General features: G+C 63.9%; 12 protein-coding genes. 4 read left to right on the top strand and 8 right to left on the bottom strand.

The genetic code is table 11. The features are described 5' to 3' along the window. Nucleotides 1-226: 226 nt before the first annotated feature. From AC1RUR_RS07715 to AC1RUR_RS07705, 3 genes are all read left to right on the top strand, one after another. The gene (locus tag AC1RUR_RS07715; protein WP_492842510.1) at nt 227-808 is read left to right on the top strand and encodes a TetR/AcrR family transcriptional regulator; all 582 of its coding nucleotides are present in this window, start codon (nt 227-229) and stop codon (nt 806-808) included. A 298-nt stretch (nt 809-1,106) separates the two neighbouring features. Next, nucleotides 1,107-1,934 carry a helix-turn-helix transcriptional regulator gene (locus AC1RUR_RS07710; RefSeq protein ID WP_492842509.1) on the top strand — a complete coding sequence of 276 codons (828 nt, stop codon included), beginning with the start codon at nt 1,107-1,109 and terminating at the stop codon, nt 1,932-1,934. Nucleotides 1,935-2,017: 83 nt separating this feature from the next. Next, a complete protein-coding gene (locus AC1RUR_RS07705; protein WP_492842508.1) occupies nt 2,018-2,749 on the top strand; it encodes an alanyl-tRNA editing protein in 732 nt (243 codons plus the stop codon). A 74-nt stretch (nt 2,750-2,823) separates the two neighbouring features. Here AC1RUR_RS07705 and argE read toward each other — a convergent pair whose 3' ends face one another. From argE to AC1RUR_RS07685, 4 genes are all read right to left on the bottom strand, one after another. After that, nucleotides 2,824-3,990 (bottom strand): acetylornithine deacetylase, encoded by a 1,167-nt coding sequence (argE, locus tag AC1RUR_RS07700; protein ID WP_492842507.1) that lies wholly within the window; start codon nt 3,988-3,990, stop codon nt 2,824-2,826. After that, the gene (locus AC1RUR_RS07695; protein ID WP_492842506.1) at nt 3,987-4,994 is read right to left on the bottom strand and encodes a Glu/Leu/Phe/Val family dehydrogenase; all 1,008 of its coding nucleotides are present in this window, start codon (nt 4,992-4,994) and stop codon (nt 3,987-3,989) included. The genes argE and AC1RUR_RS07695 overlap by 4 nt, the downstream gene beginning before the upstream one ends. Before the next feature lie 309 nt (nt 4,995-5,303). Beyond that, nucleotides 5,304-6,938: a flavin-containing monooxygenase gene (locus AC1RUR_RS07690; protein WP_492842505.1), complete on the bottom strand. Its 1,635-nt coding sequence runs from the start codon at nt 6,936-6,938 to the stop codon at nt 5,304-5,306. Between the two features lie 42 nt (nt 6,939-6,980). Then, on the bottom strand, nt 6,981-7,505 hold the full coding sequence (locus AC1RUR_RS07685; protein WP_492843128.1) for a nuclear transport factor 2 family protein: 525 nt from the start codon (nt 7,503-7,505) through the stop codon (nt 6,981-6,983). Between AC1RUR_RS07685 and AC1RUR_RS07680 the strand changes: the two genes are divergently transcribed. Continuing rightward, complete coding sequence (locus AC1RUR_RS07680; RefSeq protein ID WP_492842504.1) at nt 7,504-8,484, top strand: IclR family transcriptional regulator; 981 nt, start codon at nt 7,504-7,506, stop codon at nt 8,482-8,484. The genes AC1RUR_RS07685 and AC1RUR_RS07680 overlap by 2 nt on opposite strands. 29 nt (nt 8,485-8,513) lie before the next feature. Here the strand turns inward: AC1RUR_RS07680 and AC1RUR_RS07675 are convergent, their stop codons facing one another. The 4 genes from AC1RUR_RS07675 to AC1RUR_RS07660 are packed head-to-tail and all read right to left on the bottom strand — an operon-like array spanning nt 8,514 to nt 12,825. Next, the gene (locus tag AC1RUR_RS07675) at nt 8,514-10,013 is read right to left on the bottom strand and encodes a tripartite tricarboxylate transporter permease (RefSeq protein WP_492842503.1); all 1,500 of its coding nucleotides are present in this window, start codon (nt 10,011-10,013) and stop codon (nt 8,514-8,516) included. Between the two features lie 12 nt (nt 10,014-10,025). Beyond that, nucleotides 10,026-10,493: a tripartite tricarboxylate transporter TctB family protein gene (locus AC1RUR_RS07670; protein WP_492842502.1), complete on the bottom strand. Its 468-nt coding sequence runs from the start codon at nt 10,491-10,493 to the stop codon at nt 10,026-10,028. Nucleotides 10,494-10,495: 2 nt separating this feature from the next. Then, nucleotides 10,496-11,296 (bottom strand): carboxymuconolactone decarboxylase family protein, encoded by an 801-nt coding sequence (locus AC1RUR_RS07665; RefSeq protein ID WP_492842501.1) that lies wholly within the window; start codon nt 11,294-11,296, stop codon nt 10,496-10,498. Beyond that, the gene (locus tag AC1RUR_RS07660; RefSeq protein ID WP_492842500.1) at nt 11,293-12,825 is read right to left on the bottom strand and encodes an SDR family oxidoreductase; all 1,533 of its coding nucleotides are present in this window, start codon (nt 12,823-12,825) and stop codon (nt 11,293-11,295) included. Before AC1RUR_RS07660 ends, AC1RUR_RS07665 begins: the two co-directional genes overlap by 4 nt. Nucleotides 12,826-12,857: the final 32 nt, after the last annotated feature.

Genomic DNA, 12,857 nt, shown 5'->3' with positions numbered 1-12,857 from the left:
GTCGGCGCGGCCTTCTTCGAGCCCCACGCTCAAGCCAGTAGAGAAAGTTCGACTCGGCGGGATCGGGGTGCGGATGCCCCAGTCGGCTTCCGCGGCGAATTTGAGCTGATCGCTTCGCAACTCACCCTTTCGGCCACAAGTCTTCTCCCGGTCATGTTTCGGCTTGACCTTGGGAAGCTGATGTAGACCAATCAATATAGTTCTGGCCCACGAGAGGGAGACGCCATTGCCGGCTGTTCCGAAACACCGCCAGCCCATCATCAATGCAGCGCTCACCCTGTTCCGTCGGCAGGGATACGCGCGAACAGGCTTGAACGACATTGTCGACGTCAGCGGAGCGCCCAAGGGCTCGCTCTATCACTATTTTCCAGATGGAAAATCCTCGATCGCCGCGGCCGCGGTTGAGGAGGCAGCCGCCCGGGTCGTTACAACCCTCGAGAAGCTGGCGTTGGAGCACAGCTCGACCGGAGAGCTCCTGCGCGCGCATGCCGGCCTATTGGCAGGATGGATGCGCAGCTCCGGCTTCCGCAACGGATGCCCGATCACGACGGTACTCCTCGAGCTCGCGCCTATCGAGCGTGCGGTCACCGATGCCGGACGCAAGGGTTATGCCGCGCGCATATCGATCCTGAGCCGCAAGCTGATCGAAGACGGGTTTTCCAAGGCGCGCGCGGACGCCTTGGCCGTCCTCTGCACCTCCGCGCTTCAGGGAGCTTTAATCCAGGCGCGGGTCGAGCGCAGCGGAAGACCGATCGAGGTCACCGCAACGGAGCTTGCCCGGCTGCTGGAGGCGGAAGCGAAGACGTGAGTGAGAGACGGCCGTGACGCCACGGCCCGTATTGCAAAAAATTGTCCGCCATGCCGGCCGGGCTGAAGCCGGACATTCAAGGATGTCCGATGCCCTGCATCAATGAGAGCCGATCTTGCTCTCGTCCTGGTCCGCCGCTCGGGAACCGGTCCGCCTGCCTATTGGGCAAAAATTGCAGAGACCGGGCAAAACGCGATACTTGATTTTGGCAATAATATAATTGACTTCGGCAATTATTGCTCCGAAGATCGCGAAGAGCCCCGACATTCGACGCGAGCATGTCCGGTGAGTGCTAGTCATGGCCCGCTACGATCCACGTAATGTCGCCCGCTACTGGAACGACCAGGCGACGCCTGGCCTGTCACTGATGCGCGCGGAATTCACGACCCAGGAATTCGCGCCGCATGTCCATGAGGGCTTCGTCGTGGCGGCGACCGAAGCGGGCGGCGCCGAAATCAAGAGCCGGGGCGTGCTCGGCCGCGCCCAGACGTCCAAGCTGCTCGTCTTCAATCCCGGTGAACCTCATTCGGGATGGATGGGCCGAAGCACGGAATGGCGCTATCGCGCATTTTACATTCCGAAGCGCGCCATTGACGAACTCGTCAACGGCCTCGGAACCGACAGGCTCGGCTATTTCTGCCACAACGAATTCGGCGACGAGGATCTGATCGGCCGCTTCTTGCACTTGCACGGCGAGCTTGAAAGCAACATCGACCATTTGCGAACTCGTGAACTTCTTCTTGAAACATTCGCCGTGCTGTTCGAGCGCCATGCCGACGGCAGTCCGCCGCCCCCCGCCGCGCCAAAGGACCGTACATTGTTCGCGACCGTCGATGCGATGATGCGGGAGCGCTACCATGAGCAGCTCCTGCTCGACGATATCGCGGCGGAGGTCGGACTGACTCCGTTTCAACTGATCGGCCTGTTCAAGCGGACGGTGTCTCTGACGCCGCATGCCCATCTGACCCAGATCCGCCTGTCGCGCGCATGCGATCACTTGGCAAGAGGCGACGCCATCGCGCATACCGCCATCGCCTGCGGCTTCTATGATCAGGCTGCCTTTACCCACAGTTTCAAGCGTTGCTACGGGATCACGCCCCGGCAATACGCCCGGGCCGCCGGCTGACGCCGTCCGCGATCAATTTTTTCCAATACCGCGAGCGGATTGCGTCCGAGATATGCGCTGGCTCCACTCCGAAGGTGAAACGCATGTCGCGACCGTTCTACCATCTGAACCCGGAAACGCTGACGCTCGAGACAGAGATTGTCCAGGCCGAGCCTGGACGGGCGATGTTGGCCGGATCCCCCTTCTTTCCGGGCGGCGGAGGGCAATTGCCGGACCGAGGGTTCATTCGCTGGCAAGGCCGGGATGTGGCAATCACCGGCTTCGAACCCTACGGCGGACGGATATGGGTTCTGCTGGCTGACGACGTGGAGCTGGCGGGCCCCGTGGAGGCGGTGGTCGATCCCGACTTCCGCCAGATGATGCGTGAGCTCCACACCGACACCCATCTCCTGAATGCCTTCGTCTATCAACAGTTCGACGGGGCACTCGTCACCGGCGTACAAATGAACCCCGATGGCACCGCACGCATGGATTTCGACCTGCCGGATGCGGACAACGATCGGCTCCGGGCTCTCGATGGCCCAATCAACGATGCGATCCGCCAGGATCTCGTCGTGGGCGACAGTTACATGCCGATGGACGACGCCATCGACGAGCACGGCCTCATCCGGACCCGCAGCGTCGCGCCGCCGCCAACCTCGGACGGCATGATCCGCATTGTCGAGATTGCAGGGCTCGACCGACAGGCGTGTGGGGGCACTCACCTCGCCACCACCGGACGATCGCGCCCGGTGCGGGTGCTGAAGATCGACAACAAGGGCCGGCACAACCGCCGGGTCAAGATCGGACTGGTAGGGCTCGCACCCGGAACCTGAGGGGCATCCCCTCCGATGTCGACGGTCCACGGCCATCATCTTCGATGCGGACGCTGACGCACCGCATGGGTCGTCTAGGACGGCGCTGTCGCGCTAGCCCCCACCCGCGAAAGAAACTCGCTGGCCGCCAGCAGTTCGCTTACGGCGATCCACTCGTCCGGCTGGTGCGCCTGGGCGATCGACCCCGGGCCCATGATGACCGTCGGAATGTCGGCCGCCTGAAAATATCCGGCATCCGTTCCAAAGGGCACTGACGCTGGCGGCGCGGCGGCGCCGGTCAGACTTTCGATGAGCTGCTCCGCCGCGTTTCGCGGCTGCCTACTGAGCGGCAGAACCGTCCCAACCCGCTCCATGACGACATCGGCATGGCTAACACTCGCCTTCATTTCGTTTCGAAGATGGTCCACGAATTGATCAATGCGAGCGCAGATGGCGTGTCCGTCCACTTCGGGGATCGGCCGGAACTCCCATGTCAGCGTACAATTCGGCGCAAGCGTATTGAGCGAAGTGCCACCCTCGATCATACCGATGTTCAGCGTGGTGTATGGCGGCTCAACACCCGAAGAGCTGCGATGCTGCTTCAGATCGGCGGCCAGATCGAACAGAAACGACATGAAGCGATGCGCATGGTCAATGGCGCTCAATCCCGCCGACGGGTTGCTCGAATGCGCCGCATGGCCGCGAAACGAGGTGCGAAGCACAAAGGCACCCTTGTGGACGCTGACCACCTTCATTTCCGTCGGCTCACCGACAATCGCAAGGGCGGGCCTCGGGAAATGCCGCATCATTCCGGCGATCAGGCTGGGGACTCCAACGCAGCCCAATTCCTCGTCATACGACAATGCCAGATAAAGCGGACGGCGCAAGCGATCGGGAGAGAGCCCGCTCATCTGCTCGATACAGCAGGCAATGAATCCCTTCATGTCGGCAGCGCCACGGCCGTACAAGCGACCACCATCCTCGCGCAGCACGAAAGGATCGCTGCTCCAGGACTGCCCGGCGACGCCGACGACATCCGAGTGGCCGGAAAGAACGATGCCGCCCTCCTCGTCAGGCCCTACCGCACAGACAAGGTTGGCTTTGGTTCCGCTTTCATCATGAAATATCCGGATTCGGCAACCCGGGCGATCGAGCATATCGGCAACGCGCTGCACGAACGGCAAGTTCGAAAACTGCGCCGACGTATCGAACGCAACCAACTCCCCGAGGATCGACTGCGCTCGCATCGTACGCTCGCTCATGCCGCCACCCGGCAGGGCTTCAGCCTTCGCTCCGCCAGTCGATCAGCGGCGATATTCGTGGCGATATTTTCCGCGTCGGCCATTCGATACACCGACGCGAGCGTGCTTGCGATATTCCGTACGCGTCGCTCGGTCTCCTCGCGGCCGCGTCCCAACCGCTCCATTGCGAGCTGGATCATGCCACCGCCATTGAGCACATAATCCGGCGCATAGAGGATTCCCCGCGCGCGCAACGCGTCGCCGTGACGAGGATGCTCGAGCTGATTGTTGGCGCCTCCGGCGACGATGCTGACGCGCAATCGATCGATGCTGTGATCGTTGATGACACCGCCAAGCGCGCAAGGGGCATAGATATCGGCCGGCGTGTCGATAACTGCCTCGGGATCGACGGCGACCGCGCCGAACCCATCCACGCATTTCGCGATGAGATCACGCCTGACGTCCGAGACCAGAAGCGTCGCACCGGCGTCCGCAAGCAGGCGGCAAAGCTTGTATCCGACATTGCCGAGCCCCTGCACCAGCACGCGCAGGCCGCGGACATCCGTCGTGTTCCAGATGTGATGGACGCTCGCTTCGATCCCGACAAAGCAGCCGAGCGCCGTGCGCGGCGACGGATCGCCGCTGCCGCCCTGCTCTTCCGGCAGCCCCATCACGTGCTTCGTGCAGCGTCTGATCTCCGCCATATCCAGGGCGGTGGTGCCGACGTCCTCGCCAGTGATGTAGCGGCCTCCCAACCGGTCGATCGACCGGCCCAACGCCTGCAACAGCTCGGGGGACTTTTGCGTCGATGGATCGGCCAAGACAACCGTCTTGCCCCCGCCGAACGGCACATCGGCCGCCGCCGCCTTGTACGCCATGCCCCGCGTGAGGCGTAAAACATCGCGCAAAGCGCTACTCTCGTCGGGGTAAGGCAGGATGCGGCACCCGCCGATTGCGGGTCCAAGCACGGTGCTATGCACGGCAATCAAGGCACGCAGCCCGCAGCTTTGATCAGAAACGAACACGACCTCCTCGTGGGAGTCGTAAGCATCGCACGAAAAGACCATTTTGTGCCGCCCCGCGATCGCATTGCACGTCCTGGACAGGCGTATAGGGGTCGACGTCAGCCGTATTGTAGAAATTTGCAAGAGCGCTTCGACACCGACCGCCGGCATCAGATGGCGGAGGTGGCGATGGAGCGAGAGAACATCTCCTACGAGGAGGAACGCGCGCGGGAGGTTGCGTCGATCGCCGCCCGACGTCCCGGCGATCCCGAACTGGGATTCCCGTCCAACATGGGCCAGTCTTTGAATGTGGCGCCGGTGCAGCGACGGTCAGGCCACCACCGGCGTTCGCGCGCGCTCGAACACGAAGTCGCGATACCCGGCCTGGATCGCAGCAGCACAATACTCCCGGTATTTCGGGAAGCCGCCGGTGAAGAGCGTCAATCCCTGGGCTTTGCCCTCGACGTTGGTGCCGACGTACCAGGTCTTCGCCTTCGACAACAGCGAGCGATCGGCGAGCCTGAGCACGAGCTCCATCCAGTCGTCTTCGGCCTTCCTGGTCGGCTCGATGCTGTCGAGGCCATGGTCGGCCATGTGGGTGATCGCGCTCGCGATCCAGTCGACATCGTTCTCACTGATCCTGACGATGTTGGCGAGCGCGGCGGGGCCGTTGGGCCCGGTGGTCATGAAGAGATTCGGAAAGCCTTCCATCATGAGACCGAGATACGACCGTGCTCCCGCTTTCCATTTCTCATTGACCGTTTGACCGTTGCGACCAACGACGTCGAAGGCGGTCAGCGCGCCCGTCAGCCCATCATAGCCGGTCGCGAAGATGAGCATGTCGAGTGCCGTCTCGCCTGACTGCGTGCGCACACCGCGCTTCGTGATCTCCGCGACGGGATCGGTCACGCAATCGATCAGGTGCACGTTCGACTGGTTGAAAGTCTCGTAATATCCGGTGTCGAGGCACGGGCGTCGAGCAAAGATCGGATAACCACGCGGTTTCAGTGTTTCAGCGGTGACGGAATCCGCAACGACGCCGTTGATCTTGTCGCGTACGAACTCGGCCACGTGCTCGTTGGCCTCCTCGTTGCTCAGGAGGTCGGTGAAGGTGCCGAGCATGGCCAGCCCGCCGGCCTTCCAGGCATCCTCCAGCAGTTCACGCCGGCGCGACGGCGTCACGCTGAAGAAGGCACGCGTGGTCCACGGTCGCACGCCGCCATTCGGGCTGTTGCGCGCCGTCTCGCGAATGCCCCTATAGTTGCGCTTGACCTCCGCCACGTAGTCGGGCTCGAGCTTCTGGTTGCGCATCGGCATTGTGAAGCTCGGCGTGCGCTGGAACACGAACAGCTCGCCGGCCTGCCGGCCCACCTCCTGCACGATCTGGATGCCGGTCGATCCGGTGCCGATCACGCCGACGCGCTTGCCGTCATAGCTGACGGGATGATGCGGCCATCGGCCGGCACGCAGCAGCTCGCCCGCGTAGCGTTCGATGCCGGGGATACCCGGATCCCTGGGCACCGAGAGCGGGCCGGTCGCCATCACGCAATAGGTGGCCTCGACCGTCTCGCCACGGTCCGTCGTCACCTTCCAGAGCTTGCGCGCCTCATCCCAGACGGCGCTCACGATGCGCGTATTGAACTGGTAGTGCTTGCGCAGGTCGAGGCGGGCGGCCACGAAGTTGAAATAAGCCAGCAGCTCCGGCTGCGAGGCGAACTCCTCCGACCAGGTCCATTCCTGCTCGATCTCGGGCGAGAACGAATAGCTGTAATCGATGCTCGGCAGGTCGACGCGCGCGCCGGGATAGCGGTTCCAGTACCACACGCCGCCGACATCGCCACCGGCCTCGAACGCAGCGATCTTGAGTCCCATCTCGCGAAACTTGTAGACGGCGTATAGACCGCCGAATCCCGCGCCGACGATGACGACGTCCAGCCGTGGTCCCTTCGCATCAGCGTTGTTCATGTCGGCATTTCCTCGTCATGGGATTGTTGAAGAACGCGTCCGCTAGTTCCGGCGGAGAAGTTCGTAGATGGGATCCTCCGGATACCGCGCGCCCAATGGCAGCCGCGGGCCGAAGCGGGCCGCCTCTGACTCTGTCGCAGCGGCCTGCTCGTCCACCCAGTCATAGGCGACGATCCGACGCGCAACGCGCCATTCGCCGGCGCGCTGTTCGAAGACGTCGCAATAGCGGCCAGCGATCAGAAACTGTCGAACCCTGCCGTCCTTTGCCGGTCCGCGCTGCAAAGCAACAAAATAGGTTTCGACGACAGCTTGCTGCGGCGCAGTGAATTCGATCAGGATATTGCCGACCATATGGACGTTGCGTGCATCACTCTTGAAGACTTCGCCGGCCCATTGGAAGAAGCCTTCGACCGGTCCCGAATACGGGCCGTGCTGATCGGTGGCATCCGGCCAGTAAGCGCTGCGGAGTGCGGCTTCATCGGCCCGATCGACCCCGCGGCAATAGCGATAGATGCAGTCGCGGATCGCTTCCCTGTCGAGCAGCTCGGCGATCCTCTCGTGAGGTATGGTCATGCTGGAGCCCCTCTCAGCCCCGGCGCGATGCGTGGATGCGCCGGCCTCTCCCTTGACGGGGGCGACCATCTCATGTGCAGTGGACGCAACCAACAAGACTTCATATGTGAAGCCGAATTTCACATTCGTGAATTTGCCGCGCCCAGGGGAGGATCAATTGCGATCGCAGCCGACGACTTCAGCCTCGATTTCCGCGGCCGGGTCGACCGTCAAATCCGCCCTGCGTGCGATCGAAATCCTCGAGCTCTTCATGCGTGCGCGACAACCGCGCGCGATGTCCGAGATCGGCGCGGCCCTAGGCTATCCGGCGTCCAGCACCACGGTCCTGCTCAAGACGCTGGTCAGCCTCGGCTACCTGAATTTCGACCGCCGAACGCGGGTCTATTTCCCGACACCGAAGGTAACGTCACTGGGCGACTGGATTCCGAAATCCCTGTTCGGTGACAACCGCGTGCTGGAGGCGATGCATGACGTTCATGCCGCAACCGGTGAAACCGTTGCGATCGGGACGACCAACGACGTGTATCTGCAATACGTCAAGATCGTGCAGTCGATCCACCCGCTGGGCTTTCACGTCGATGAGGGAACGCTGAGACCGCTGACGCAGTCCGCCCTCGGCTGGCTTCTGATGTCGACGATGTCCGACGAGAAGGTCGACAGCATCGTACGCCGCGCGAACATCGCCACGCCGAACGCGGCCGACAGAGTCAAGCTTCCGGACATGATGAAGCGGATTCGCCAGATCCGCGGCAAGGGCTATTGCTCCACGGAGAACGTCCCCATGCTGGGTGGCGCCACCATTTGTGTCCTGCTGCCGATCACGATCCAGAACCAGCCCGTTGCCTTGGGGCTCGGCGGCGTTGCCGAGCGGATCAAGCAGAATGCCAGCCGCTATCTCAGCGCTTTGCAGCAGGCCGCCCGATCGGTGAAGATCAACGACGTGTCGGGCGCGCCGCTCGACTGCAGCGCGTGACGCGCGCCGACCCGGCGAAACTCACCCTCTCACTCCTGCAGTGCCTCCTCCCGCCGCGTGCGGATCGTGGGCAACATGATCAGGATCACGGCAATCGCGGCCGCGGCCAGCAGGCCGGCCGACAATGGCGAGGTCAGGAACACGCTGACGTCGCCGCGCGACAGCACCATCGCGCGGCGGAAGTTCTCCTCGATCGCGGGTCCGAGCACCAATCCCAGCAATAGCGGCGCGGCCGGCAGTTGCAGCTTGATCAGGGCATAGCCGAACACGCAGAACACGGCGGCCTCGTGAAGCTCGAAGGTGCCGCTGTTGATCGAATAGACACCGATCGAGCAGAACACCATGATCGCCGGGAACAGATAGCGATAGGGAATGGTGAGAAGCTTCACCCACAGCCCGACCAGCGGCAGATTGAGGATCAGCAGCATCAGATTGCCGACCCACATCGAGGCGATCAGGCCCCAGAACAGGGTCGGGTTCTTGGTCATCACTTCCGGACCGGGCTGGATGTTGTGGATGTTCATGGCACCGACCATCAGCGCCATCACGACGTTCGACGGCACGCCGAGCGTCAGCAGCGGAATGAACGAGGTCTGGGCGCCTGCGTTATTGGCAGATTCCGGACCGGCAACACCCTCGATCGCACCCCTGCCGAACTGCTCCGGATGCTTGGACAGCTTCTTCTCGAGCGTGTAGGAGGCGAACGACGACAGCACTGCGCCGCCACCCGGCAGCACGCCAAGCAACGTGCCGAGCGCGGTGCCGCGCAGCATCGCCGGAACCATGCGCCGAAAATCCTCTCGCGTCGGAAACAGGTTGGCGATCTTCTGCGTCACCAGCGACAGCTTGTCGTCCTGTTCGAGGTTCTTCACGATCTCGGCGAAGCCGAAGATCCCCATCGCCAGCGGGACGAAATCGAGGCCGTCGAACAGCTGCGGGATACCGAAGGCGAAGCGCTGCGTTCCCGTGCTGAGGTCGGTGCCGACGAGGCTCAGGAGCATGCCGAGCACGACCATGCCGATGCCTTCAATGAATGGCCCGCTCGACAGCACCGAGGCCAGGATGAGACCAAGGATCATCAGCGCGAAGAATTCCTTCGGCCCGAACAGCAGCGCTGCCGCGGTGAGCGGCCCGGCCAGCGCCGCAAGCGCCAGCGTCGCCACGCAACCGGCGAAGAACGATCCGATCGCCGCCGTCGACAGAGCGACGCCGGCCCGTCCCTGCTTGGCCATCTGATAGCCGTCGATCGTGGTGACGACGGAGGAGGACTCGCCGGGCAGATTGACCACGATCGCCGTGGTCGAGCCGCCGTACTGCGCGCCGTAATAGATGCCTGCCAGCATGATCAGAGCCGAGTCCGGCTGCAGCGCATAGGTGATCGGAAGCAGCATCGCGATGGTGGCGAGCGGGCCAAGGCCCGGCAGCACGCCGATCAGCGTCCCCAGCAGGCAACCAAGGAAGGCATAGAGGAGATTGGCCGGCTGGGCCGCGGTGGAGAATCCGATTGCAAGATTGTGAAAGAGATCCATCGGACCAAGCCTTCAATTGAACAGCGCCGGCCAAACCGGAAGCTGCAGGCCGAGACCGTAGACGAACACCAGCAGGCACAGCGCGATCAGGACGGCCGCGTTGGCCAGCGCGCCCTTCCAGGAGAATTCGGGACTGGCCTTGCTCGACACCACGATCAGCACGAACAGGGCACCTACGAGACCGAACGGAAACAGCAGGCAGGCAAACAGGACCACCGAGCCTGCGACCCAAGCGAGACCCTTCACGTCCCAGCGCTGCAACCCCTGTCGCGCTGCCGTCCGCCTCGCCGCTCCCAGCATCACGGCAACTCCGATTGCGGCCAGCACAATGGCGAGCAGACGCGGAAAATAGCCCGGTCCCATCCGTGCCGCACTGCCGGCCGGGTAGTTCAGCGCCGTCACGAAGAAGAAGAGTGCAAAAGCGAGGAACAACGCGCCCGCGGCAAAGGCACGCTGGTCGCGAATGGTCGGTCCCGTCATCGTCATCGGCCTCCCTGCTGGCTCGACGCGCCCACAGAAGACGGATCGCCTGCTGCCGGATCGATCGCATCCATCAGAACCGGCATGCCGATGGCGCAAGCATGCACGCCCAGATGCGCAGTCATCTGCAGAACCTGAAGGATCTCTCGCTTGTCGATGCCGAGCCGCACCGCCCGCCTGATCTGCAAGCGAAGTCCGTGCGGATTGAGCGCGGTGAAACATCCGTTCAAGGCCAGCGAGATCAGGCAAGCCGAGCGCTGGTCAAGACCGCCGGCCTTCTGCCGAACCGTCAGCAGATCGAGCATCACCGCGAAATAGCCGGGATCTGCGCGCAGCCAGAGATCGCAGAAGTTCGGCCAATCGCCGAATTGCGCGACATAGGCGTCGCGCAGCACCGCCTGCTCGTGCGAGAGCGCCGCCTGTTCCGTATCCAACCCGGCCAGCGCCAGCTCCTCGGCGAGAATGCCGACACCGAGATTGCAGCCGTCGAGCCCCTGCGCCGTCGCCAGCCGCAATACGTCGACAATCTCCTGCGCGGTTGCGCCCTGCTCAAGCGCCAGCTGCGTGTGCAGGGCGAGGCCCGAGCGGAACAGATGCGTGGCCGATCCATCCAGCGCCACATAGATCAATTCGCACATCTTGCGCGACAGCGGACCGGTTTCGGCGGGATAGCCGCCATAGCGGGCATAGGTTGCGAGAAAGTCCGGATCGAGCCGCAGCAAGCCTTCGGTCCACGGCCGCCAGTAGCCGCGGGCGCGGATGAATTCTTCCTTCAGGGCCTGCTCTTCGGAGGTAAGAATCATGATGGGCGTCCTGTAACGGCACGATCGGAGCCGGCATGGACGCTGAGCCCGCCATCGACAACGACGACGCTGCCCGTGACATAGCCGGCGTCCGGGCCAAGCAGAAACGCCGCCGCCTCAGCGACATCCTGCGCCGACACGGCGCGCCACGGCGGTACCCGGCCAATCGCAGTCGACGTCCCCTCGATCGGGCCGGCGGCGATGGCGTTGACGCGAATGCCGCGCCCGCTCCATTCACACGCAAGGGTGCGCGTGAGCATCGCGACCGCGCCGGCGCTAGCCGCGGCCTCGACGTCATCACCAAGTGCGACATCCCCGCCGATCGACGTCAGATTGAGCAGCGTGCCAAATCCCTGTCGCTGCAGGACAGGTCCAACCGCCTTCGCGACACGGAGCGCGCCCGTCAGATGAGCTGCCAGCGCATCAGACTTGACGGGTCGATGAGCCGTGGTCACGGCATCCGCACCAACCGCATTCACGACACCATCGATGCGGCCGAAGCGGCGCACGATGCCGACCACCGCCTCCGCTATGGCGTGCTCGTTCGACATCTCGACCGGAAGCGCATGGCATTCGGCTATCCCTGCAGCGAGTGCCGCCAATGGCCCGCCGTCGGCATCGACCGCGACGACCGTCGCATCCTCATCGGAGAACCTTCGGACCATTGCCTGGCCGAGGGAGTTGCAGGCGCCGACGACGACGCAGGTCGGACGCCCGGCGGGCGCCGCGCTGCTGCTGACCTCGGTCGCAGGCCCGAGACCGCCGAGCAGGGATCCACCGTCGACCAGAAAGGTCGACCCGGTGATGGCCGATGCCCGAGGCGACGCAAGGAACGCGATCGCGGCTGCGATTTCCTCCGGCGCCGCCATGCGGCCGAGCGGAATACGCCTTGCGACGGCGACCGGATCGATGCGGCCGCGCGCGATCAGCGCTTCGACGAGCTCGGTGCGCGTATAGCCTGGCGCGACTGCGTTGACCCTGATTCCATCGCGCGCCCAGGCGCAGGCGTGATGCCGCGTCATCGCGAGCACACCCGCCTTGGAAGCACTGTAGCCGTTTCGAAACGGCACCGGCCGCAGCGCCGCGCCGGACGCGACATTGACGATGGCGCCGCCACCGGAGCGCCGCATCAACGCCGCCGCCTGCTCCGCGGCGACAAGGCTGCCGCGCAGATTGACCGCCACGAGAGCCTCGAAGGTGGAGACCGGCTGATCCACCACACCCAAGCCATCCGTGTCGGTACGGCCGGCATTGTTGACCAGCACATCGAGGCCCCCGAGGCTGCGGACGCAATCCTCCACCATCTCGGCCACCTGGTCCGGCTGCGCCATGTCGACGCCGAAGGATCCGTGCGCGGCACCCAGCTCGCCGGCGCGAAACGCGGCCTTGTCGGCGTCGATGTCAGCGATCATCACGCGGGCGCCCCGGGCCGCAAAACGCCGCGCGGCCGCCCAACCGATTCCGGCGGCCGCCCCGGTGATCAGGACGACGCGTCCGCTCAGGTCAACTTCCCGTTCCGCCCGTGTCACGCCCGATCCCCGCGATGCATCTGTGCCGCATG

The sequence above is a fragment of the Bradyrhizobium sp. GW821-FHT12B03 genome (genome assembly GCF_058807535.1).
This window is presented reverse-complemented; position numbering and strand designations above follow the sequence as displayed.

Bases quoted from the DNA above. Each gene is read 5' to 3' on its own strand.
- AC1RUR_RS07710 (WP_492842509.1), top strand. From the start codon at position 1,107: ATGGCCCGCTACGATCCACGTAATGTCGCCCGCTACTGGAACGACCAG.
- AC1RUR_RS07705 (WP_492842508.1), top strand. From the start codon at position 2,018: ATGTCGCGACCGTTCTACCATCTGAACCCGGAAACGCTGACGCTCGAG.
- argE (WP_492842507.1), bottom strand. From the start codon at position 3,990: ATGAGCGAGCGTACGATGCGAGCGCAGTCGATCCTCGGGGAGTTGGTT.
- AC1RUR_RS07690 (WP_492842505.1), bottom strand. From the start codon at position 6,938: ATGAACAACGCTGATGCGAAGGGACCACGGCTGGACGTCGTCATCGTC.
- AC1RUR_RS07680 (WP_492842504.1), top strand. From the start codon at position 7,504: ATGGTCATGCTGGAGCCCCTCTCAGCCCCGGCGCGATGCGTGGATGCG.
- AC1RUR_RS07675 (WP_492842503.1), bottom strand. From the start codon at position 10,013: ATGGATCTCTTTCACAATCTTGCAATCGGATTCTCCACCGCGGCCCAG.
- AC1RUR_RS07670 (WP_492842502.1), bottom strand. From the start codon at position 10,493: ATGACGGGACCGACCATTCGCGACCAGCGTGCCTTTGCCGCGGGCGCG.
- AC1RUR_RS07665 (WP_492842501.1), bottom strand. From the start codon at position 11,296: ATGATTCTTACCTCCGAAGAGCAGGCCCTGAAGGAAGAATTCATCCGC.